Origin of the sequence: Candidatus Defluviibacterium haderslevense (assembly GCA_016712225.1) — a bacterium.
In the GTDB taxonomy this organism is placed as follows: domain Bacteria; phylum Bacteroidota; class Bacteroidia; order Chitinophagales; family Saprospiraceae; genus Vicinibacter; species Vicinibacter haderslevensis.
Map to the genome: position 1 here is coordinate 2,546,993 of JADJRL010000003.1, position 22,902 is coordinate 2,569,894.

20 protein-coding genes are annotated in these 22,902 nt (G+C 34.0%); 16 read left to right on the top strand and 4 right to left on the bottom strand.

The window, feature by feature from the left end; genetic code table 11:
- The first annotated feature begins 227 nt into the window (after positions 1 to 227).
- Entirely contained in the window at positions 228 to 794 is a 567-nt protein-coding gene (locus tag IPK88_09980; GenBank protein MBK8243741.1) for a hypothetical protein, read from the top strand.
- A gap of 533 nt (positions 795 to 1,327) precedes the next feature.
- Here IPK88_09980 and mnmE read toward each other — a convergent pair.
- Positions 1,328 to 2,707 carry a tRNA uridine-5-carboxymethylaminomethyl(34) synthesis GTPase MnmE gene (mnmE, locus tag IPK88_09985; protein MBK8243742.1) on the bottom strand — a complete coding sequence of 460 codons (1,380 nt, stop codon included), beginning with the start codon at positions 2,705 to 2,707 and terminating at the stop codon, positions 1,328 to 1,330.
- Positions 2,708 to 2,826: 119 nt separating this feature from the next.
- Here mnmE and IPK88_09990 point away from each other — a divergent pair, with 119 nt between their 5' ends.
- Positions 2,827 to 3,261: a hypothetical protein gene (locus tag IPK88_09990; protein MBK8243743.1), complete on the top strand. Its 435-nt coding sequence runs from the start codon at positions 2,827 to 2,829 to the stop codon at positions 3,259 to 3,261.
- A gap of 76 nt (positions 3,262 to 3,337) precedes the next feature.
- Here the strand turns inward: IPK88_09990 and feoB are convergent, their stop codons facing one another.
- Together feoB and IPK88_10000 are read right to left on the bottom strand one after the other, a co-directional pair.
- Positions 3,338 to 5,434: a ferrous iron transport protein B gene (feoB, locus tag IPK88_09995; protein MBK8243744.1), complete on the bottom strand. Its 2,097-nt coding sequence runs from the start codon at positions 5,432 to 5,434 to the stop codon at positions 3,338 to 3,340.
- A 15-nt stretch (positions 5,435 to 5,449) separates the two neighbouring features.
- Positions 5,450 to 5,662, bottom strand: coding sequence for a ferrous iron transport protein A (locus tag IPK88_10000; protein MBK8243745.1), 213 nt, complete (start codon positions 5,660 to 5,662; stop codon positions 5,450 to 5,452).
- Positions 5,663 to 5,889: 227 nt separating this feature from the next.
- Here IPK88_10000 and IPK88_10005 point away from each other — a divergent pair, with 227 nt between their 5' ends.
- Both IPK88_10005 and IPK88_10010 read left to right on the top strand, forming a co-directional pair.
- On the top strand, positions 5,890 to 6,444 hold the full coding sequence (locus IPK88_10005; GenBank protein MBK8243746.1) for an RNA polymerase sigma factor: 555 nt from the start codon (positions 5,890 to 5,892) through the stop codon (positions 6,442 to 6,444).
- Positions 6,434 to 7,867, top strand: a complete 1,434-nt coding sequence (locus IPK88_10010) for a hypothetical protein (GenBank protein MBK8243747.1) — start codon at positions 6,434 to 6,436, stop codon at positions 7,865 to 7,867. The genes IPK88_10005 and IPK88_10010 overlap by 11 nt, the downstream gene beginning before the upstream one ends.
- A gap of 22 nt (positions 7,868 to 7,889) precedes the next feature.
- Here IPK88_10010 and rbfA read toward each other — a convergent pair whose 3' ends face one another.
- A complete protein-coding gene (gene rbfA / locus IPK88_10015) occupies positions 7,890 to 8,258 on the bottom strand; it encodes a 30S ribosome-binding factor RbfA (GenBank protein MBK8243748.1) in 369 nt (122 codons plus the stop codon).
- A gap of 157 nt (positions 8,259 to 8,415) precedes the next feature.
- On the opposite strand from rbfA, the gene recG reads away from it, so the two are divergent.
- The 12 genes from recG (at position 8,416) to IPK88_10075 (ending at position 22,506) form a co-directional block, all read left to right on the top strand.
- On the top strand, positions 8,416 to 10,524 hold the full coding sequence (gene recG, locus IPK88_10020; GenBank protein MBK8243749.1) for an ATP-dependent DNA helicase RecG: 2,109 nt from the start codon (positions 8,416 to 8,418) through the stop codon (positions 10,522 to 10,524).
- A 269-nt stretch (positions 10,525 to 10,793) separates the two neighbouring features.
- Entirely contained in the window at positions 10,794 to 11,267 is a 474-nt protein-coding gene (locus tag IPK88_10025; GenBank protein MBK8243750.1) for an ankyrin repeat domain-containing protein, read from the top strand.
- Positions 11,268 to 11,333: 66 nt separating this feature from the next.
- Entirely contained in the window at positions 11,334 to 12,278 is a 945-nt protein-coding gene (locus IPK88_10030) for a D-2-hydroxyacid dehydrogenase (GenBank protein ID MBK8243751.1), read from the top strand.
- Positions 12,279 to 12,516: 238 nt separating this feature from the next.
- Positions 12,517 to 14,622 carry an NAD-dependent DNA ligase LigA gene (ligA, locus tag IPK88_10035; GenBank protein ID MBK8243752.1) on the top strand — a complete coding sequence of 702 codons (2,106 nt, stop codon included), beginning with the start codon at positions 12,517 to 12,519 and terminating at the stop codon, positions 14,620 to 14,622.
- A gap of 98 nt (positions 14,623 to 14,720) precedes the next feature.
- Entirely contained in the window at positions 14,721 to 15,683 is a 963-nt protein-coding gene (locus IPK88_10040; protein ID MBK8243753.1) for an AAA family ATPase, read from the top strand.
- 86 nt (positions 15,684 to 15,769) lie between these two features.
- On the top strand, positions 15,770 to 16,027 hold the full coding sequence (locus tag IPK88_10045; protein ID MBK8243754.1) for a type B 50S ribosomal protein L31: 258 nt from the start codon (positions 15,770 to 15,772) through the stop codon (positions 16,025 to 16,027).
- A gap of 50 nt (positions 16,028 to 16,077) precedes the next feature.
- Positions 16,078 to 17,289: a glucose-1-phosphate thymidylyltransferase gene (locus tag IPK88_10050; GenBank protein MBK8243755.1), complete on the top strand. Its 1,212-nt coding sequence runs from the start codon at positions 16,078 to 16,080 to the stop codon at positions 17,287 to 17,289.
- Positions 17,290 to 17,347: 58 nt separating this feature from the next.
- The gene (locus tag IPK88_10055; GenBank protein ID MBK8243756.1) at positions 17,348 to 18,406 is read left to right on the top strand and encodes a hypothetical protein; all 1,059 of its coding nucleotides are present in this window, start codon (positions 17,348 to 17,350) and stop codon (positions 18,404 to 18,406) included.
- Between the two features lie 102 nt (positions 18,407 to 18,508).
- Complete coding sequence (locus IPK88_10060) at positions 18,509 to 19,984, top strand: HAMP domain-containing histidine kinase (protein MBK8243757.1); 1,476 nt, start codon at positions 18,509 to 18,511, stop codon at positions 19,982 to 19,984.
- 69 nt (positions 19,985 to 20,053) lie between these two features.
- Positions 20,054 to 20,809, top strand: coding sequence for a response regulator transcription factor (locus tag IPK88_10065; GenBank protein ID MBK8243758.1), 756 nt, complete (start codon positions 20,054 to 20,056; stop codon positions 20,807 to 20,809).
- 69 nt (positions 20,810 to 20,878) lie between these two features.
- Positions 20,879 to 21,688 (top strand): inositol monophosphatase, encoded by an 810-nt coding sequence (locus IPK88_10070; GenBank protein MBK8243759.1) that lies wholly within the window; start codon positions 20,879 to 20,881, stop codon positions 21,686 to 21,688.
- Between the two features lie 407 nt (positions 21,689 to 22,095).
- Positions 22,096 to 22,506 carry a hypothetical protein gene (locus IPK88_10075; GenBank protein ID MBK8243760.1) on the top strand — a complete coding sequence of 137 codons (411 nt, stop codon included), beginning with the start codon at positions 22,096 to 22,098 and terminating at the stop codon, positions 22,504 to 22,506.
- The last annotated feature ends 396 nt before the right edge of the window (positions 22,507 to 22,902 follow it).

The window sequence follows — 22,902 nt, forward strand, 5'->3', positions numbered from 1 at the left end:
TTGCAAAAATCATTTTATTTAAATCGTTTATTACAAATTATATGTGGAGTTGATATTCACGCAAAGGGGAAATGGTATTTGAACGTGTTCTGATTAATTATGAATGAATACTATCATTTTTGTTTCAATATTCTAGAATAAATTATACTTTATTCTAATAATTTTAGTGTATTAGAATAGAAGAACAAGTTTATAACTTATATTAAATAATTTAAAAATATTGTAAAATGAATTATTTTTATTTTAAAACCATTATTTTATTATTATTATTTAATTGTTGTAGAAATAATGAAAAACCAAATATCAATGTTGTTAACATTATTAAAGAAGCAGAAATATTAACTTTTAATGATTTAAACAATAGACAAAGGGAGGATTTAAAATATTGTTGTACTTACCATATTAATGGTACATTATGGAATGCTGCTGCAATGATTCCTTTTAAAAAGGAAGATGCCTACTTTGTGAAATCTAAAATTGACAATAATTTGTTAGCTGATTTGATTGAATCTGAAGACTTTTCTAAAACGGAATTGTTGCAAATTGATAATTTTCATGGTACGAGATTTTTATATGGAAAATATATGTGTAGATGGATTTTTACAGACTCTTTAAATGAGATTATTGGAGAAACTGATAAATTTGATGGGCATAGAATTTTATCGATTAACAGGAGTAGTAATATTGATGATATTGTTGTAGGACCGCTTGTAAAAAAACCAAAAAAAATGTATATTAAAATATTTGAATCTAAAAATTATCCTGGTTTAAATCCTGAATTTGAAATTAAGTAATTTACCCTTGTTTGCAACAAGTTTTCCGATGATCAGGAGTGGACAAGATAAATTTCTACTTGACGAACATTTTATTAATATACCAATAATCTTTGTCAATAAAACATTTATCTAATTCATTGTCTGACCAACTTTTTATTTCTTTACCATATGCAGAATTCTTTAAATAAAGTTAAAGTAGGTATTAATTATTCCAAAATTGTAATGAACAAGATTCTGTCCTAGGGAACTGTTTCAGGTTCTGAAACATATTCTTATAAATAATTCCGTCAGAACTCAAATCCAGTGGTCCATTCTATTCCACCACCATTTTCAAAAATAACAAGTTTAAAGTATTCAATATTTAATAAATCTGAACTAATTCCTTTTCCAATTAAATCTTTAAAATCTATAATCTTTGATGCATCATCATTCTAGTGAAGTTGCAATTTATATCCGTCGAGATATTTTAAACTGATTATCTTATTCATAACTTTAACTATAATAGTGGTTCAAATGGTTTAATTTTTATCAATTCAATGGCCTAGAGGACCCTATTTGCCAATGCAAAAATTCCTAAAGATAGAATCGAGTAGATCCTCACTTGATATTTGGCCCGTTATCGTTCCTAAATGATATAAAGCTGTGCGGATATCTTGGGCAGTAAGTTCATTGGATATGCCGGATTGTAGATTAGAAATAACTTGTTGTAATGAACGTTTGGTTAGGTTTAGTGCTTCTATGTGTCGAATGTTAGATACTATCGGATTACTGAAATTTATTGGGGCACCATGTAGGGCCCGATGAACCATTTGTTGTTTGAGTTTATCCAGATTAATATTCGTTGCAGCAGAAATAAAAATGCAGGAATCCAATGTTTCAAATTTTGATTGATTCGATAATGCATTCGGTCCATCCGTTTTATTGCCTATGAGTATGATGGAATCTGAGTTCAAGCTTATGTTTTTTAAATCATCCAATACTTCTTGATAACTCATGTTTTGAATATCAAAGATGTACAAGAGCAAGGTGGCTGAATGAATTTTTTCATAGGTTTTTAGTATTCCCATTTTTTCAATCTCATCTTGTGCTTCGCGAATTCCGGCAGTATCAATAAGTTTGAATTCTATTCCCTCCAGAATTAATGCTTCTTCAATAGTATCTCGAGTGGTACCAGGGACTGAACTCACAATAGCGCGATCCTCATTCAGAAGTTTATTTAATAAAGTAGACTTGCCGGCATTAGGTCTGCCTGCTATAACAGTTTGGATTCCATTTTTGATGACGTTTCCTACTTCAAATGATTGGATCATAGATTGGATAACATCTATCATTTGAATTATAAATCGGCTTAAGTCATCACGTTTGGCGAATTCTACATCCTCTTCAGCGAAATCCAGTTCGAGTTCCACTAAAGAAGCAAATTCAATGAGTCTTGCTCTAAGATTTTGTAGAATATTAGAATATCCTCCGCGCATCTGCTGCATGGCAAGATCGTGTGATGATTTGTTTTGGGCTTGGATCAAGTCTGCTACTGCTTCCGCCTGACTAAGATCCAACTGGCCATTAAGAAAGGCCCTGAGCGTAAACTCTCCCGGCTCTGCAGGTCTGCCCCCATTATGGATCAGTATTTCACAGATTTTTTGAAGTATGTAGGGTGAACCATGACAGCTTATTTCAATCAGATTCTCTTTAGTATACGACCTTGGAGCATGAAACAAGCTGATGAGAACTTCATCGATAATGTGCTGGTCCAGATCCAGGATTTGTCCAAAATGTATGGTATTAGGTTTTTGTGCTTTAAGGTTTTTTCCTTTGAAACATGATTGGACAAGATCAATAGCCTTTGAACCTGAAATGCGTATCATGCCTATCGCGCCAATCCCTGCGGGAGTAGCAATGGCAACTATGGTATCTTGGTGATGATTTAACATAAAGGGGGCTAAATTGAAATTAATCCGGACATTATTTTGTTGTTCTTTACACTGCGTAAAGATAGTCCACTAATTGTGTATTAGCTTTGTAGGTGTTTTATAAATTCTAAATCCTATACATGTCAACAGTTGAATCGTTAAAAGATGCAGGTCGCGTAACCTGGAAATGGATAAAAAGACTTATCCTGCTTACCATTTTAGTCTTTATTTCTTATTTTCTGTTTTTGATTTTTGCTAACTATAGTGAAGGAACTCGAACCGGATTTGTTACTAAAATTAGTAAAAGAGGTTATGTGTTTAAAACATTTGAAGGTGAGTTGAATTATGGTTTTTTTAGCGGAACAGCTAATACAGGGAAGCCAGCAGACAATGTGTGGTATTTTTCTGTCACCAACTCCAGGGTAGCTTATGATGTGGAGAAGGCTTCAGAAAGTGGCAGAAAAGTTACTTTGTTCTACCATCAAAAATATAAGGCTTTGTTTTTTAGAGGCGATACAGAATATTTGGTATACCAGGTTGAAAATGCTGATGTGGCTCCGGATACACCAAAGTAAAATTGAATAAACAGTTTTATAGGCTTTTCCAGTTTGTCAAGTGTTCCCCATCAATCAAGGATTTTTAGATCCTTATTTACCCATATTGATAGATCATCAGGCTACAGAAGTAAGCTAGAATTCCCATATAGAGAAACTGAATTATAGGTAGTTTCCATCCCTTCGTTTCTCGTTTCATTACTGCTAAAGTGCTCATGCATTGAAGGGAGAAAGCGTAAAAAATAATCAGTGATAATGCAGTTTTTCGATCAAAGAAAATACTGCCATCCGATCTTTTTTCTGAAGCCAATTTTTTGTGCAAATTAGCTTCATCTGATTCACCGCCCAGACTATAAATCGTACTCATTGTTCCTACAAATACTTCTCTGGCTGCAAATGAAGTGATCAATGCTATTCCTATTTTCCAATCAAATCCTAAAGGTCTGATTAATGGTTCAAACAGTTTTCCCATTTTACCAGCAAAGGAATATTCTAATCGTTTTGCATCCTGAAGATTAGCAGTTTCTTTTTCAGTTAAGTTTTTTTCTAAGGATTCAACACGTGCCAATTCTTCAGCTTTTTTTAATTCACCCGGCCATGAAAAACTAGACAAAAACCAAAGTATCATACTTATGATTAGGATGACTTTTCCAGCTTGTATAATAAATGTTTTTACTTTTTCAAAAACAACCAACAAGACTTGTCGCATTTGAGGAATTTGGTATTCGGGTAATTGTAAAGCTAAAAAACTCCTTTCCTTTTCCGGCAAAAAATAATGTATAACAGCAGCAGTAATTAATGCTACAAAGATGCCTAATAGATAAAGTCCTAAAAAAGCTATCCCCTGACTATTAAAAATACCAAACACCATAGTATAGGGTACTACAAAGCCAATGAGTGCAGTATATACTGGTATCCTGGCCGAACAAGGTATTAGTGGAATAACGAACATGGTGATCAAACGTTCTTTTCTATTGCTGATGTTTCTGGTAGACATAATTGCTGGTATTGCACAAGCCCCACCGGCGACTAGACCAACTATAGACCGGCCATTAAGCCCAAATTTTCTGAGTAAATGATCTAAAAGATACACGACGCGGGCCATATATCCGGCTTCTTCCAAAAGGGTAAGCATTAAAAACAACATGGCTATTTGTGGTATGAAGACCAATACACCAGATAGTCCTGGAAGTATCCCTGAAGTAATCAATTGTGATATCCAATGATTTGGCAAAAGGCTTTGTATGGTATTGGATAAAAAAGCAAAACCCGATTCTATTGCTTCCATTGGAATGACAGCCCAGGAATAAATAACCTGGAAAATAAAAAACATGAGCACCAGAAATATGGCCAATCCAAAAAATGGATTTGTGAGAACCCGATCTATTTTTTTTGACTTAATTAAACTGGTATTGGAATGGTGTTGATCGGAAATAAATCGTTCCCAGGATTCGATTACCTGATAACGTGCCATCGTCTCATGAATTTGCATTCGAATTGAAGTCTGTTTGTCCAGATACATCCTGTTTTCATGATCACCGGTAATCTCTTTTCCGACGTGCAACCAAAGGTATTTTTGATAGTTATTTCTAAAAGAAATCTTGGAATCTAATGATTCCGTATCTTTCAATAAGCTTTGATCAAATTCATAGATAGGATCTCTTCTTGAATGTATATGTGCAAACTGAAATAGACCTTGTAACTTGGTTCGAAGAATATCGATATTGATATTAGCTCTTGCACTTACAGGTATTACAGGGCATTTAAGTTTCTGTTCTAATAGTATTACCCATTCATTCACTTTAGTTTGATTGACCTGATCAATATTACTCAAACAAACAATCACAGGAAATTCCAAATCTAATATATGAGTTAGGAGCAATAATTGTTTATCCAGATTACGGATATCTGCCACATAGAGTATTGCATCTGGATAATGAGGATCATTTGGATTAACCAAAGATTTGGTCATAACAAACTCATCCGAAGAATTTGAAAAAATGCTATATGCACCTGGAAAATCTATCAGATTAACTGTTGTTCCATCTAAGAGTTCTAACAATCCCTCCTTACTGTCAACAGTAACTCCCGGAAAATTACCTACTTTTTGATTCAGTCCAGTCAGGATGTTGAAAATGGAAGATTTTCCACTATTAGGGTTACCTACAATTCCAATTTTTTTCATTGTGCTCATGGTAAGGACTTAAATTTATTCATCAGTAATGATTGCCTTCCATTCTTCAGCCCTAAGGGCATAAAGTGTTTGATCCACCTGTACGTAACAAGATCCTCCAAAAGGTGATCTGCGAATTAAATTAATTTTTTTACCTGGGAATATGCCTAAAGTTAACAAACGTGTTGCGAGTAATTCATCTGTAATGGACAGAATGGTCTTTGCAGAAGTTAATATTGGATTATGCATATAATGAACGTAAAGGTAAGGAATGATTAGGGTCTTCCTAAAAAACTCACGAATTATCATAAATATTTTATATTATGTTTATAATTAATCCTTAATACATATGTATTATCGTAATGTAATATAGAAATAAATAAATAATGGGCATTAAAATTAAAAACCCTTAACTTTAGGATGCTCGAGCAGCGTTTTGAATTGTTCTGGCGTTATCATCTTATAAGTTTACAACATTGGAATTAAGCATTACCATATTGAACACTGAATCTGAACTGGTCGAAGCATGTATCAGAAAAGAAACATGGGCTCAACAAAGGGTTTATGAAGAACACTATACAAAAATGCTAGGGGTGTGTCTCAGATATGCCAATTCACAAGATGACGCCCTAGATATATTGCATGATGGATTTCTAAAAGTGTTTTTAAATATTCATTCCTATGAGATTGGAACCCAATTTTCAGCCTGGATTAGAAGAATAATGGTGAATACTGCAATAGATTATTATAGAAAAGAGCACCGAAGAATAACCAGTGATATTGATGATGCCAAAACCCTTACAGTTTATTCTTCCAACCCTATTGATACCATGACATTGGAAGAAGTTATGGGAGCCATGCAGAAACTGTCACCTACATACAGGTCAGTATTGAATTTATATGTTGTGGATGGATATTCACACAAAGAAGTTTCAGAAATGTTAGGAATTACCGAAAGTACGTCTAGATCAAATTTAGTTAAAGCGAGACAAAAATTAAAAGAAATTTTAAAAGAAGGAAATGGAGAATAGAGAATTTGATCAAATACTAAAAGATAAATTGAGAGATTATAATCCATCTAACCAATCACCTGATTGGAATAGAATGAAATCAAAATTAAATGCGACATTAGAGGATACCAACTTTGACCAAATTTTAAAAGATAAACTGGTCAATGCTGAATTTAATGTAAAGGATGCATCATGGGAAGCTTTTGATTATAAACGTAAAATGCGCAGACAAAAACGCATCCAAATATTATCTGCCCGTTTAATAGAATGTGTCATATTATTATTGTTGATATGGACGGTGAATAGAATTGTTGTTCCTGAAATTATGGAACATCAGCACAGGAATAACTCAAATCAAGTTTTAGCCGAAAAAGAAATTAATTCCACTAATCAAGAACTCAAACAAACTGATCAGGCAGTTTCCCAATTTTATTCGAGAAGTATGCTCCAAAGCAATAAGAATATTTCAAAAAATGCGTTTGGATTTCATAAAAAAAATAAAGTTTATTCAAATAAACCTAAAATATTTAATAGTAATGATGTATCTAAAGCAATATCAACACAAGTTCTAACCGGTGATGTAAAATTAAGTAATACACTATCAGAACAACCTACCATTATTATACCTGCCAACGATCATTCAAACACTGTAAATGCCCAGGAATTAGGTACTAAGGACGGAGAAATTGAAGCTAATTCATCTTCAGATCAAAGTATACAATTAAATTTAGTACCACTACAATTGAATCCTCGGTTATTAAGCATTGTTGAACCCAATATAATAGCCCATAAAAGACCCTTGTCTAGAACTTGGATTAATATTCATACATCAGGAATTATTAATCATATTAATACACCACAAGATGATTTGATTAACCTTCCTGCACACCAACAAAACAGAATAGGATACGAGTTAGGCATATCCATGATGTCCGATTATTACAGATGGCAATTAGAAACAGGAATTTCTTATGTTAAATTATTATCTCATCCAAACATAGAAGAAACATATAAAAATTCAAGTTTTGATTTAATCAAAAGAACTTTTTCAAAAGCTGAATTTCATCTGATTGATATTCCATTACTTATTCATTTAAATTGGTTAGAACAAACTAAATTGGACATCAGTTCAAGTTTTGGAATGTCACTTTCATTTGCGGTTAAAAATGAATTTACTATTGAAGACATAAAGCTGCCAAGATCAGGCGGAAGTAGTCTTGGAAATATTCCAAAGCCTTCGTTGATTGCTGAAAAGAACTTCAATAAAGGAAGTTATGCCAATATCATATTGGGTTCGAGAATCAGCTATTCAACTTCTTATAATACTAAGATCTTTGCTGATGTTCAATGTAAGCGCATGTTAAATAGTTTTGGATTTGGACCCAATTATGATCGTTATCTTCAAGGTGTATTTACTTTAGGTGCAGCATTTAGAATACGATAATATAGATATCACCATTCTCATTTTATTCTTCCCCAAATTGTTTTTCTTCATGGAGTTTTTTAAATAGGGCATCAAGTTTATAAACTTCATCAAGCGTATCATCTAAATAGAATCTAAGTTCAGGCATCACACGCATTTGTTTTTTTATTCTTTGATGCAAGCTTTGTTTTAGTCTTGAATAATGTTCTTCCATCATTTGAATCACCTCTTGCTTACTTTCTGTATTGAAAATACTTAAATACATTTTAGCAAGATTTAAATCAGGACTCATTTTAACTTCAGTGATGGTAACCAAAACGGACCCATAAATATATTTTCCTTCAGCAGTCAAGACAGCACTAAATTGTCTTCTTATGACTTCAGCAATTTGTTTTTGTCGAATAGATTCCATAGTCTAAAATTTTAATCAGATGCCAATACAAACTATATTGTTTTATTCTTTGTAAAAGAACGTAACAAATAGGGTACAAAGTTACGGTTTTACTTGGTGAATGATACAAATTAATGAAAATGGTGCTCTAAAATAGTAATTTGCAGCCTTTAATTTTATGGCATTTCTAAATTTAGATAGTCCGATTGAATATTTAAAAGGTGTTGGTCCTCAACGAGGTGCACTCTTGCGTAAGCATTTAAATATACATATAGTTCAAGATTTATTATTTCACTATCCTTTCAGATACGTAGACAGAACAAAATTTTATCAGATTAAAGATATAAATCAGGAAGATGGGCAAGTTCAGATCAAAGCTAAAGTAGTTCAAGTCTTAGAACGCGGGTCAGGTCGATTCAAACCTTTGATTGCTGTAGTAAAAGATCATACCGGAACTATTGAATTGGTTTGGTTTCAAGGGCAAAAGTGGATACAACCAAAACTTGAAGTGGGTATTGAATATATATTTTTTGGTAAAGTTCAAGATACTGGTTATGGCCTTAATATATCACATCCTGAATTCGATCGAATTATAGATATTGATCCGAAAAGTCTTCAGCAATTTGAGCCCGTTTATTCCAGTGGAGAGGTATTGAGTTCAAAAGGTCTGGATAGTAAAGGTATTCGCAAATTAATTAAAGGATTGTTTCAATCGATTAATTGGATGCAACTGAATGAAAATTTACCTGAATATGTCATTAAGAAGTATCAACTACCTAATCGGGCAGATTGTTTGCAATGGATACATTTTCCAAAGAAGATGGAGCTTATGGAGCAAGCTCAAAATCGACTCAAATTTGAAGAGTTTTTTTTCATTCAATTGAAAATAATTCAAACTAAAATTCTCAGACAGCAAGGCCAATTAGGATTCAAGATGTTAAGCAAAGGGGATCTTTATGATACCTTTTATAAAAATCATCTACCGTTTGCTCTAACCGGAGCACAACTAAGAGTTATTCATGAAATTAATAATGATTTGATCAGTGGGCGACAAATGAATCGATTACTCCAAGGAGATGTTGGTAGTGGAAAGACCATTGTAGCATTAATGATTATATTGATAGCATTAGGTAATGGATACCAGGCTTGCATGATGGCGCCAACAGAAGTTTTGGCCAAACAACATTTTGCATCGGTTTCCGAAATGGTGTCAGGTTTACCCATTCAAGTTTGTTTGTTGACTTCCAATGTAAAGGGTAAAGAAAAAAAACAAACCCTTTTAGGTCTGTCTAATGGAACCATTCATATTGCGATAGGAACGCATGCTTTGATAGAGGATGCCGTGCAATTTCAAAATCTTGGAATGGTTGTAATTGATGAACAACATCGGTTTGGTGTAGAACAGCGTTCAAAATTATGGTCAAAGGCGAAAGGGAAATGGCCTCATGTATTAGTCATGACTGCAACACCCATCCCACGAACTTTAGCGATGACGTTATACGGGGATTTAGATGTTTCGATCATCGATGAATTACCACCGAACAGAAAGGAAATCCAAACCATACACATTAAGGATTTTAGAAGGAGCGATATGCATCGATTTATGAAAGAACAGATTGCATTAGGTCGCCAGGTGTATATAGTTTATCCTTTAATTGAAGAATCCGAGGCCTTAGATATTGAGAATTTGCAGATGGGATATGAGAAACTCCTGCCTTTTTTTAAGCCACCTGAATATCAAATAAGCGTAGTACATGGAAGACTTAAGCCTGATGACAAAAACATGGAAATGCAAAGGTTTATTTCAGGCAGGGCTCACATTATGGTAGCGACTACAGTCATTGAAGTCGGGGTGAATGTTCCAAATGCTTCCATTATGGTCGTCGAAAATGCAGAACGATTCGGCTTATCCCAATTGCACCAATTAAGAGGGCGGGTCGGTCGTGGATCTGATCAATCCTATTGTATTCTGATGACTGCTGATAAAATAGGTAAAGATTCTAAAGCAAGAATGGAAATCATGTGTTCTACCAATGATGGATTTAAAATAGCTGAAGCCGATTTAGAAATTCGTGGTCCGGGAAATTTGACAGGAACCCAACAAAGCGGATTGGTGGAATTAAAAGTTGCTGATATTGTGGCCGACAATAAGATTCTGATTGCAGCAAGAAATTTGGCCGAAGCTATATTACAAAAGGACCCACATCTTAATCATCCGGTTAATCTTACCTTGCGAATGAATCTAAATGCACATGACAAAGGTCAAAAGTGGGATAGAATCAGTTAATCGTAGTTTATTAAGCTCAAACATTAAATACATTATAAATAAATATAATATGTTTTTGTAATTTGAATTATTCTTATCGTCAAAATTTAAATCTTTAATAGTTGATTTTTATAAAATTATATATTGATATTTTATTAAATGTGTTTCAAGTTTGCAATTGCTCAAAAAAATAGTAAAAAAAACTTGATGAATAGGGCAGCATTTGGTATTATTGTGGTGTCTATTAGATGAATGGCATCTTTTTCTAAATTTTTAAAATTAATCAAATCATGTTAAAATCGATACTTTCTGTTATATTAATGGCTGTTGTTTGTACAGTTTATAGCCAAAATGGATTTCAATCAGCTATAGTAGCTAATGATGCACATACTGTAAAGCAATTAGTCAAAAGTGGACAGGATCTGAATGCACCTTTTGTATCAGAAGGTATGACTATAACTCCACTTGCTTTTGCAGCTGTTCGCGCTGATGCAGACATGGTGAGTTTATTAATCAAAAGCGGTGCAGATGTTAAGAAATTAGTAAATGGTCAAGATGCATTAATGTTTGCTGCTAAAGGTGGTAATAAAGAATGTGTTAATTTATTATTGAATTCTGGTGGCAATGTATTAAATGAAAACAAAGAAGGCAGAACGGCAAGAGACATTGCAGTTAATGCAGGACATACGGATGTTGCATTGATTTTAGAAAATGCAATGAAGGTTATTACCGACAATGCTAAAGCAAAAAAAGCTAAAAAGTAATTTTTAAATAATATTATCTCATAGGGGAATCCAATATAATTGGATTCCCTTTTTTATTTTTACGCCATGAGTTGGAAGATTTTAGTAAATGATGGAATGGAATCTAGTGGGATTTCAGCACTAATAGATGCAGGATTCGAAGTTGATACACAAAAAATACCCCAGGATGAATTAATTCATAAGATATGTAATTATGATGGGATTATAGTCAGAAGCGCTACCAAAGTAAGGAAAGACCTCATCGACGCTTGTCCCGGATTAATGTTTATAGCTCGGGGAGGAGTGGGTTTAGACAATATTGATGTAGAATATGCTATAAGAAAGGGAATTCAGGTTATTAATACGCCGGCTGCATCCTCCCGGTCGGTTGCAGAATTGGCCATGGCTCATGTATTAACTTTAACGCGAAGGCTCCAACTTTCAAATCGTGAACTCAAAGGTTCAGAGCAATTTGGAATTTTAAAAAAATCAATGGCTTCGTGTACTGAAGTAGCTGGCAAAACATTATTTATTGTGGGTTTTGGACGGATAGGAAAGGAATTAGCTAAGATGGCAATTGCTATGAATATGAATGTAATTGTTCATGATCCTTTTCTTAAAGAAGCACAACTTAGTATTCATTTAGGTCAACAAAATATTATTCTTGAATTACCATTAGTTAGCTTAGAACATGGATTAAGTGATGCTGATTATGTAAGTTTACATTCTCCCTTCATTGGAAAACCAATATTAGATAAGGAAGCTTTCGAATGTGTAAAAAAAGGGGCCTATATCATCAATACTTCAAGAGGAGAAAATATAGATGAGGATCAACTGTTATCGGCCATCCATTCTGGAAAAATTGCCGGCGCAGGACTGGATGTATTTAATGACGAACCCAATATTAATCCTTTGATTTTATCCAATCCTAAAATATCAGTAAGTCCACATATTGGTGCATCCACTCAAGAAGCGCAGGAACGAATTGCAGTAGAATTGGTTGAAAAAATTATTACATTAAAAGGAAAATAATCAATTACGAAAAATCAATTACGAATTACGATTTTCAATTATAAATTGCGATAATTAATTTCGAATTACCAAGGTTGGAAAAATGACCTCAAATTGGTTCATACTATTTTGATATAAGTTGGAATTATGTATTAATATAAAATTAGAAAATGATTGTTCCTTAGCTAATTGATTCAAATCATCTATAATTTTTCAAAATGTAATTCTACCTTTACAATATAAAGAAGCCCATTTTGATATGAATAATGATCCAAGACTTATAGAATTAACAAGAAAATTTATTCACATGAATCGGCTGACAAATCAAGAAGAGGTAGCCAATCTTCGGGATGTTATTCGATATCATGAATGGAATTATTATATCAATGATAATCCTTTAATTGCAGATGCTGAATATGATCATTTGTATAAGTTATTGGTTCAGACAGAAGAGGAACATCCTGCATGGTTGACCTCTGATTCTCCAACACAAAGAGTATCTCCTGATCTAGCTAGTAAATCTGAACCCGTGTTTCATTTAGCACCCATGTTATCCTTGGATAATACCTATAATTTGGAAGATTTAGTAGATTTTGATCAACGGATTAAAAAACTTTGTGAATTGAATCCAGATCAAGATTTGGAATATATGGTGGAACCAAAATTTGATGGTGGAAGCCTGGCCGTTATTTATGAAAATGATCACTTGGTTAGGGCTGCTACCCGGGGCGATGGCGAGAAAGGAGAGGAAATGACTGCTAATGCCAGAACCATAAAATCATTGCCATTAATTGCGCCTTTTTCAAGACTAGGAATTAAAAAAGTTGAATTGCGAGGAGAAGCTTTAATTAGAAAAGATATTTTTCAAAAATTAAATCAACAACGAGAATTAGATGGACTTCCATTACTTGCTAATCCAAGAAATGCAGCTACTGGAGTCCTCAGAGTTAAAGACCCTGCCGAAACGGCAACCAGACAATTAGATATGTTTATTTTTCAATTTGCACATGCTGAAAATGAACAAGGTGAGATGATTTTATCCCAATATAAAACGCAGGATGAATTAATCAGTATGTTGCATGATTTGGGTTTTAAGACAGCTACGATTGAAAAGAAAATTTGTAAAAACATACGAGAAGTACATTCATTCATTGAATCATGGTCGACCAAGAGAGATTCTTACCATTTTGAATTAGATGGTATGGTTGTTAAATTAAATAGTCTTGCATTACAAGAACAATGTGGATTTACATCTCATCACCCAAGATGGGCAGTCGCCTATAAATTTCAAGCCAAACAAGCTACTTCAAAATTAATAACGGTAGAATTCCAGGTAGGAAAAATTGGATCCATTACGCCGGTTGCAAAAATAGAACCAGTACCATTGGCTGGAGTTATTGTATCTTCTGTTTCATTACACAATGAAGATTTTATCCGGTCCAGAGATATTTTTTATGGAGATACCGTACTTGTGGAACGTGCAGGAGATGTAATCCCTTATATAGTTAAATCATTGCCGGAATACAGGGAAGTAGGAGCCCAAGCGATCGTTTTTCCAAAAACATGTCCATCTTGTAATACAACTTTAATACGTGAAGAAACGGAGTCAGCTTGGCGATGTACTAATGAGCATTGTCCAGCACAATTAGTTCAAAAATTGATTCACCATGTGGGTAAAGACGCAATGGATATTGATGGTATGGGGGCATCTTTAGTAGAACGCTTTTATGAATTAGGTATGATTCGTACTATGGCAGATATTTATGAATTGGATTATTCCACTATTTCAAAATTAGAAGGCCTTGGAACGAAGTCTGCCGACAACTTAAGAAAAGCCATTGAGAAAGCTAAGCGAAATCCAATTCACCGTTTGCTACATAGTTTATGTATACATCATCTTGGAAAAAAAATAAGCAAGCTCATAGCTGAGCATTTAAAAAATGTATTCGATTTGTCAGAATGGTCTCTTGAGCGCTTTAAAGAAATCAAAGATGTTGGGCCTGTAGTTGGACAAAATGTTATCGATTATTTTTCAAATCCTGAACATATTGCCATTCTGAAACGCATGGAATCTCTTGGTGTTAATATGAATCAAACGGATGAGGACGCACCGAAAAAATTAAATGAGGATGGTGTATTCTCAGGTAAGAGTATATTATTCACAGGTACTTTAAGCAAGATGGGTCGCAAAGAGGCACAAGACTTGGCAGAAAAGGCCGGTGCCAGACTGATTTCCGCAGTTAGCAACCAATTGAATATATTAGTAGTTGGAGCAGACGCTGGATCCAAATTAGCTAAAGCTCAAAAAATCGGAACTGTTGAAATTCTAACCGAGGAAGAATTTATAGACAGAATTGGTCTTTGAATTGGATTTCTAGTAAAAAATCTACAACTATTTAAGGTATATCCTCGTTATACTAGCTTATTTTATAATTTTGCGATCATATTAAATTTAAGATATTCATGCAATATAAATCTGATGTTGAAGCAGTCGATGCATTAGCCCAATCCTATAAAGATCTTAGTGCTGAAGTAGCAAAAGTCATAGTAGGTCAAAATGATGTTGTAAGAGCGGCAATTATTTCATTATTCAGTAATGGCCATAGTTTGTTGGTTGGAGTGCCGGGATTGGCTAAGACATTACTTATTAACACCCTGGCTCAGGTTTTGGATTTAAGTTTTAAGCGTATTCAATTCACTCCGGATCTGATGCCTTCAGATATCACAGGGACGGAAATCCTTGATGAGGACCGACATTTTAAATTTAACAGAGGTCCATTATTTGCCAATATTGTATTGGCTGATGAGATTAACAGGACCCCTCCCAAGACCCAAGCTGCCTTGCTTGAAGCCATGCAGGAACGTATTGTAACAGTGGGAGGCCAACGCCATATATTACCTAGTCCATTTTTTGTTCTAGCCACTCAGAATCCTATTGAGCAGGAGGGTACCTATCCATTGCCTGAAGCCCAACTGGATCGATTTATGTTTAATATCCCTTTAGATTACCCGAGTTACTCGGAAGAATTGGATGTAGTTAGACAAACCACAACGCATCAAGATGTCGTATTGAGAAATATCCTTAATGCTGAACAAATTCTTACTTTCCAGAAGGTCATTCGAAAAATACCAGTAGCTGATAATGTCCTGGAGTATGCTGTTGGCCTTGTATCTAGAACCAGACCAAATACAGAAAGAGCAACAAAAGAAGTTAATCAATATGTCAGCTGGGGTGCTGGACCTCGTGCTTCACAGAACCTAGTGTTAGGAGCAAAATGCTATGGAGCATTAAGGGGTAAGTATTCACCTGATATTGAAGATGTTCAGGCTATTGCTGGTTTGGTTTTAAGACATCGGATTGTAGTAAATTACAAAGCAGAAGCCGATGGATTAAACGTCGATAAACTGATTAAAACACTGATGTAAAGCAAAATTTTCAATAAAAAATCAATATTTTAGCTATTTAGTATAGAAAAATATTATCTTTGCACTCCAATTTTAAAAGCATTGAAATGAAAAAAGATATTCATCCAGCAAATTACCGTTTCGTTGTATTCAAGGATTTTTCTTGCAATGAAGCTTTTTTGACCAAGTCATGTACTGCATCAAAGGAGACTATCCAATGGGAAGATGGCAATGAATATCCCTTAGTACGCCTTGAGATTTCAAATAAGTCTCATCCGTTCTTCACCGGTAAAATGAAATTTATCGATACTGCTGGAAGAATTGATAAGTTCAATAAAAAGTTTGGAAAATTCGCAAAGAGTTAAACATATAGCCCCTAAATTGGGGCTTTTTTATTTTGGAACAGACAACTTTTATATTAATTGATCCATTGGACACTAGACCCTTATGGCCTTTAACTCAGACCAGGCCTGTAGGTGAATTAAGATTGGGTATTATGACCCTTTTCGAAAAGTGGAAGCGTATGTTAAATTGTACTGGATCGCATTTGACGCAACCATATCTTAGTCACAAATACCCTAGTAATTGTTCTAACCAGAATTACTTAATTGATGGATCATTAATTCCAGATTTACCATTAGTTGAATCTATCCTCAATTTAGACCTTGGGCAATGCCTTGTAAATACCGAAGGAAAGTTTCTTGGAGCGTTTTTGAATCTAAAAACAATGGTGGATTTAATTCATTCCAAAAACTTAAACCAACATTTAGACCTGACCACTTACTCAAACCAGATTTTGGTTTACAAAAATAGCATAATTAAAAACCTAAGCAATACTTGGGAGGTTTTTCAATGGAATGAAGAAGAATTGATTAAGGATTATCAGTTATTAACAAAAGATCGCATTTCAGAGCCTATTGATCCAAGTAATAGAATATTTGGAACTCAAGTATTTATTGAGGCGGGAGCCAAAGTCCGAGGTTGTATGATTAATTCAGAAACAGGTCCTGTTTATATTGCCAAAAATGCTGAAATCATGGAAGGCAGTATGATACGTGGACCTTTTGCATTATGTGAAGGTTCCACAATAAAAATGGGGGCCAAAATTTATGGTGCAACTACCATTGGTCCTCATTCCAAAGTTGGTGGAGAAGTGAACAATAGTGTTATTTTAGGAAATTCAAATAAAGCGCACGATGGTTTTCTTGGGAATGCAGTGGTTGGTGAATGGTGTAATATAGGAGCTGATACCAATAATTCTAATTTGAAAAACACTTATCAAGAAGTCAAATTATGGGATTACAGTAAGGAGGGATTTAGAAAGACAGGGACTATTTTTTGTGGGTTGATATTAGGTGATCATGTTAAATGTGGAATAAATACTATGTTTAATACGGGTACAGTTGTTGGATTCGGTGCCAATGTATTTGGATCATCGTTTCCACGACAATTTATTCCTGATTTTGCCTGGGGTGGGGCAAGTGGATTTGAAACCTTTCCTTTTAATAAATTTTTAGACACCGCCAAGGCAGTGTTTTCTCGTCGCAACGCCATACTAAGTGATCTGGATATTTCAATTTATCAACACATATTCCAAATCACGGCACCATTTAGGAGTTGGGAATAGGAGTTTTACCTGATTTTTTGAATAAATTCACTTAATTTTATGGCTGATTGATTCGAAAATGAATAAAATTTCAAGTCTTTATATTGCATTTGGGAGTTTTGCGGTTTTATTTTTAATGTTCAAGATTTTTTCTCAAAATGGTATTCAAAACCAAATAGGTAAGACTAACTATAAAATTTGTGGGGTCACCTTAGTAGCTCCACCTAAACCTTTCCCTATCAATCCCACTCAAGATATAAAAATGGTCCATGCGAATTGGGTGGCATTAATTCCTTATGCTTATAGCCCATTGGGAATTCCTGAAGTAAGATACGGTGCCAATTCTTGGCAATGGTGGGGAGAAACTAAAGACGGCATCATTAAAAGTATTGAATTAGCACAGAAATCCAATCTAAAAATAATGCTAAAGCCTCAGGTTTATATGCATAATGGTTGGACCGGGAGTTTGAATTTTGAATTAGAATCTGATTGGATTAAATGGGAGCTCGACTATGAAAAGTATATCATGTCTATGGTGGACATTGCGAGGGATTACAATGTAGATCTTTTTTGCATTGGGACTGAATGGAATCAGGCTACTGCTAAGAGGCCTATTTTCTGGAAGCAGTTAATTCAAAAGATAAGAACAAAATATCAAGGACTATTGACCTATTCAGCAAATTGGGATAATTATCATCAGGTTCCTTTTTGGAATGAATTAGATTTTATTGGCATCAGTGCCTACTTCCCATTAGTTGAAACTCACGAACCTTCACCGGTAGAATTAAAATCAGCATGGACAAAATACATTTTGGAAATGGATACGTTTTCCAAATCATTAAATAAACCGATTCTATTTACCGAATTTGGATATTTGACGGTTCCTGGATGCGGGGGCAAAACATGGGAATTGGAAAAGAAGGTAGATCAATTGCCGATCAACCAACAAGCACAAGCAAATTGTTATGAGGCTTTATTTCAGAGTTTATGGGATCAAAGATTTTGGGCTGGTGGATTTGTTTGGAAATGGTTTCCAAATGATGAAGGGCACGAAGGATATATAGAAAAGGATTATTCACCACAGCATAAACAAGCAGAACAAATTCTTAAAAAATGGTATGCAATTTCTAATCATTAAATGGATCACTATCGAAAATTCAGAAGGTTAAATGAAGGTTAAATTTGGAGAAAAAAAGGCTATAAGGGTGATTAAAATGTTTAAACTTCAGATCATTGGATAATGAATAAAAAGGCTATTTGGATCACTACCGGGATCATGGGTGTCGCATTGATGGGTACTGTCATATTGCAATTTTATTGGATCAATTGGTCTTTAAAATTGAAAGAAAAGCAATTTGATGATACGATTATTGCTGCCCTAAAACGCGTTAGTGATCGACTTGAAAATGAAAATGAGAATTGGGAAATCAACGAAATCAACCGATTTTTTCAAGAGATGGGCAATTCATCTGCTAATCAAAAGAAAATAATTGAGTATGCCACACGGATTATGAACAATAAAAAAACCGTTGTTTGGGATACCAGTTCGCTGTTGACCATAGGACATTCAAGAGACAAAGAAATTCAATTCCTGGAGTACATCGATCGTCAAATGAGGATGCATCCAGCTAGTTTAGAACAGCGAATTAGTCCTCAGAAGTTAGCTGCTTTAATTAAACAAGAATTCAAAGATTTATTAATAGACTTAGAATATTCCTTTGGGATTTATGATAACACTGCGAAGAGTTTTGTAATTCTAAATGATAATTACGTTGTTAATTTCGGCGAGAATCCAAAAGTGTCGAATCCAAATTTTGATTTTACGAAGTATCTGATAGAATCCAGTTATCAGGTTGCTGTTTTTCCTAATTCAAATGGATCTCCTGGTGTTTTAAAGGTTTTTTTTCCGAGTAAGAAAAGTTTTTTGTGGAGATCTGTATTGCCCATTTTATTATTGTCATTGCTATTTACAGTAATTATTTTGGCTTGTTTTTCTTATGTTATTTATGTGGTTTTTAGACAGAAAAAATTGTCTGAAATTAAAAATGATTTCGTCAATAATATGACGCATGAGTTTAAAACTCCCATTGCAACCATTTCATTAGCCTCTGATTCGATTCTAAGTCCAATGGTGATTCATGAACCTGATAAAATTAGAAGATTTACAGATATTATAAAGCAGGAAAACAGAAGGATGCTAAGTCAAGTTGAGAAGGTGTTACAAATGGCATTATTGGATAAACATGATTTCCAGTTGAATTTCAAACAAATCAATATTCATGAGATTATTGAACAAGCTGTCAAGAATATCAATCTGCAGGTCCAACAACGAGAAGGTCATATTCTGCAGGAATTAAAAGCCACCCATTTTATATTGAAAGCTGATCAAACGCATATGACCAACATTATTTATAATTTGTTGGATAATGCCAACAAGTACTCGGAAAGTCATCCAGAAATTATTATTTCTACAAGAAATGTCCCCAGGGGAATAGAAATTACAGTATCAGATAAAGGGATAGGAATGAAGCGTGAAGATCAGAAGATGATATTTGAGAAATTTTATCGCGTTCCCACTGGAAATCTTCATAATGTAAAAGGATTTGGACTCGGGTTAAGCTATGTTAAAGCGATGGTCCAAGCTCATGATGGGAGCATTGAGGTTTCCAGTGAAATAGGTAAGGGAAGCACTTTTATCATTAATTTGCCCATTTAGATCATTTTTTATGAACAAAGCATCTATAAATTGCTTTTTCTAACGTTATCATATAATAATTATACGCCAATGTTAGCTACAAGTCCAGATTTGAAGAATAATTCCAAAATACTCCTGGTAGAGGATGACCGTAATTTTGGAGACGTATTGAGGTCCTATTTAGAAATGCATGGTTATAATGTCGATTTGGCAGTAGACGGGATAGATGGTTTTGAGCATTTTCGTAGAAAAGAGTATGATTTGTGTATACTTGATGTAATGATGCCTCGTAAAGATGGATTCGCATTAGCTAAAGACATTCGTTCCAAAAATGCCGATGTGCCTATTATCTTTTTAACAGCCAAGACACTCAAGGAAGATATCGTTGAAGGTTTTAGAATTGGGGCTGACGATTACGTAACCAAGCCGTTCAATTCTGAGGAATTGCTTTATAGAGTTCAAGCTATATTAAAAAGATCCAACCGAATTAAGGAGGTCCAAAGTGATGAAGTTAAGGAATTTACCATTGGAAAATATTATTTCAACGTTCCGTTGAGAGTTTTATACCTAAAAGATGGAGATGAAATTCATGAAAAAGTCAAATTAAGCCCAAAAGAGTCTTTGTTACTTAAACTATTTTGTGAACACAGGAATGATATTTTACTGAGGTCAGAAGCTTTATCCAAAATATGGGGTGAGGATAATTATTTTACTGCACGAAGTATGGATGTCTTTGTTACTAAGCTTCGCAAGTATTTAGCAAATGACGAAACCATTGAAATAACCAATATCCACGGGAATGGCTTCAGGATGGTTATTCATGGTGAACAGGGTTCAGAGCTATAAATCTTCACCTTAAACTGTTGAATTTAAATTTGTAGAATTGATATTCCCCAAAAGGAATTATTATTGTGCATGAATAAGCAGCAATTAGAACAAATTTGTGCACAAGTTGTAATCAGCGCTAAACAAGCTGGAGCATTTATTAGGGATGCTATTGGGCAAGTTAAAGATGACGATATACAGGAAAAGGAGTTGCATAGTCTTGTATCCTATGTTGACCTGAATGCTGAAAAAATGATTGTAGCATTTTTAAGGAATGTAATCCCTGAATCCAATTTTATTACTGAAGAGCATACAACAACTGGTGATGTCAATTCCAATGCAAGGTATACATGGATTATTGATCCCTTAGATGGTACTACTAATTTTTTGAAAGGCATACCCATATTTTCTGTGAGTATTGCTTTAATGTGTGAAGAGGAATTACTCGTGGGTGTTGTTTATGACATTATGAGTGATGTATCTTATTATGCATGGGCAGGAGGAGGTGCTTATCAAAATGGTCATTCGATTCATGTAAGTCAGGTGGCTCATTTAAATCAAGCTATTATAGCTACAGGATTTCCATATGCCCGAAAGAAAATGGAAGCCATTGCCGATTTACTATTATTAATATTAAAAGAAGCGCGGGGAGTCAGGAGATTGGGTTCTGCCGCCATTGACTTAGCATTTACTGCATGTGGAAGATTTGATGGATATTACGAAACACAAATCAATGCCTGGGATGTTGCAGCAGGAATTTTGATAGTTAGGGAGGCAGGTGGTCAAGTTAGTGATTTTAAAGGTTCTGGGTATCCGGTTTTTTCTACTCACATATTAGCTACAAATCCGCAATTATATCCTCAAATAATGAATTTAATCAAACAGGTCGATTTAAACTGAGATTTTTGAAAATAAGTCGTTTGGAATACTTGTGGACCACAATGATTTATGATGTAGTAAAAGTGCATGTGTTGATTAGGATTTTGTCATTAGTATTCTTTTTTAAGTCATATTTTTGATTACCTGACTTTATACCCAATTGAATAGAAGTTATGTGACTGATATGGAGTATAACAATTATAAATTTGAGATCTTATTGTAAATGTTATTAACGATATAGCCATGTTAGTTGCAAAGTGACGGCTTGTTTTGGAATATACTGAATAAATGATTTGTATTTTACAACAATTGTTGGATATTTGTCTGTAATAAATTGTTATCCGTCTAGTTTAATAAATGTTTAAAATATATTATATCTTTTATTGTAAAGTCGGAACCTTTACTTGTTAATAATAAAAAATTATATCATGAAAAAATTAGGTGTTATCGTATTTCTATTACTGATCATAGTATTTAGCGTGATTTGGTTTTTATGGAATAAACCATTTAAGGATATCTCATTAAGTAATTCTTTCGCCAGGCTCTCTGCAGTAGAATTAGTTAAGGAGTTTGATGATAATGAGGAATTAGCTACAAAAAAGTATTTGAATCAAATTGTTGAAATTTCTGGAACAGTATCTGCAACAGAAACAAATGATGCGGGAGTAACTAGTGTAACTCTTGATGGTGGAGGTATGAGTGGAATAATCTGTGAATTAGATACAAAAACTACGCATAAACGATTGTCTTTTACTGCTGGTGAAATTGTTCAAATGAAAGGAATATGTACGGGAAAATTAATGGATATCGTTTTAAGTCGATGTGTTGAAATAAAATAATCTTTTTTTGATAGCAATCCATTTATATATTTAATAATTCTAATTTCAAAGGCTTAGTTTTTACATATTGGGTTGCTGTAATTATTACAATAGTTATAATTTTAAAGCTATATTTGGGCTTAATAAATGTTCACATTTTTTGCGTGAGAATTTAGATAAATCAATTCAATTTTTTGGATTAAAAATGAGCTTTTATACTATTTAATTTTTTTTAATTGATACGGTAGATACGATCTTTAAAACGCCTCTAAAATTATAATTAATGTACTGTTTAGTGTTCTAAAACCATCTTGTTTTTTGTCAAAATAATGGGGACAGCAAGTTGAATGATGGCTAAGTGAATGGAAAGATTAAGTAAAGGAATTTACAAAAATTGAGTAATATTGTGTTCTTTAT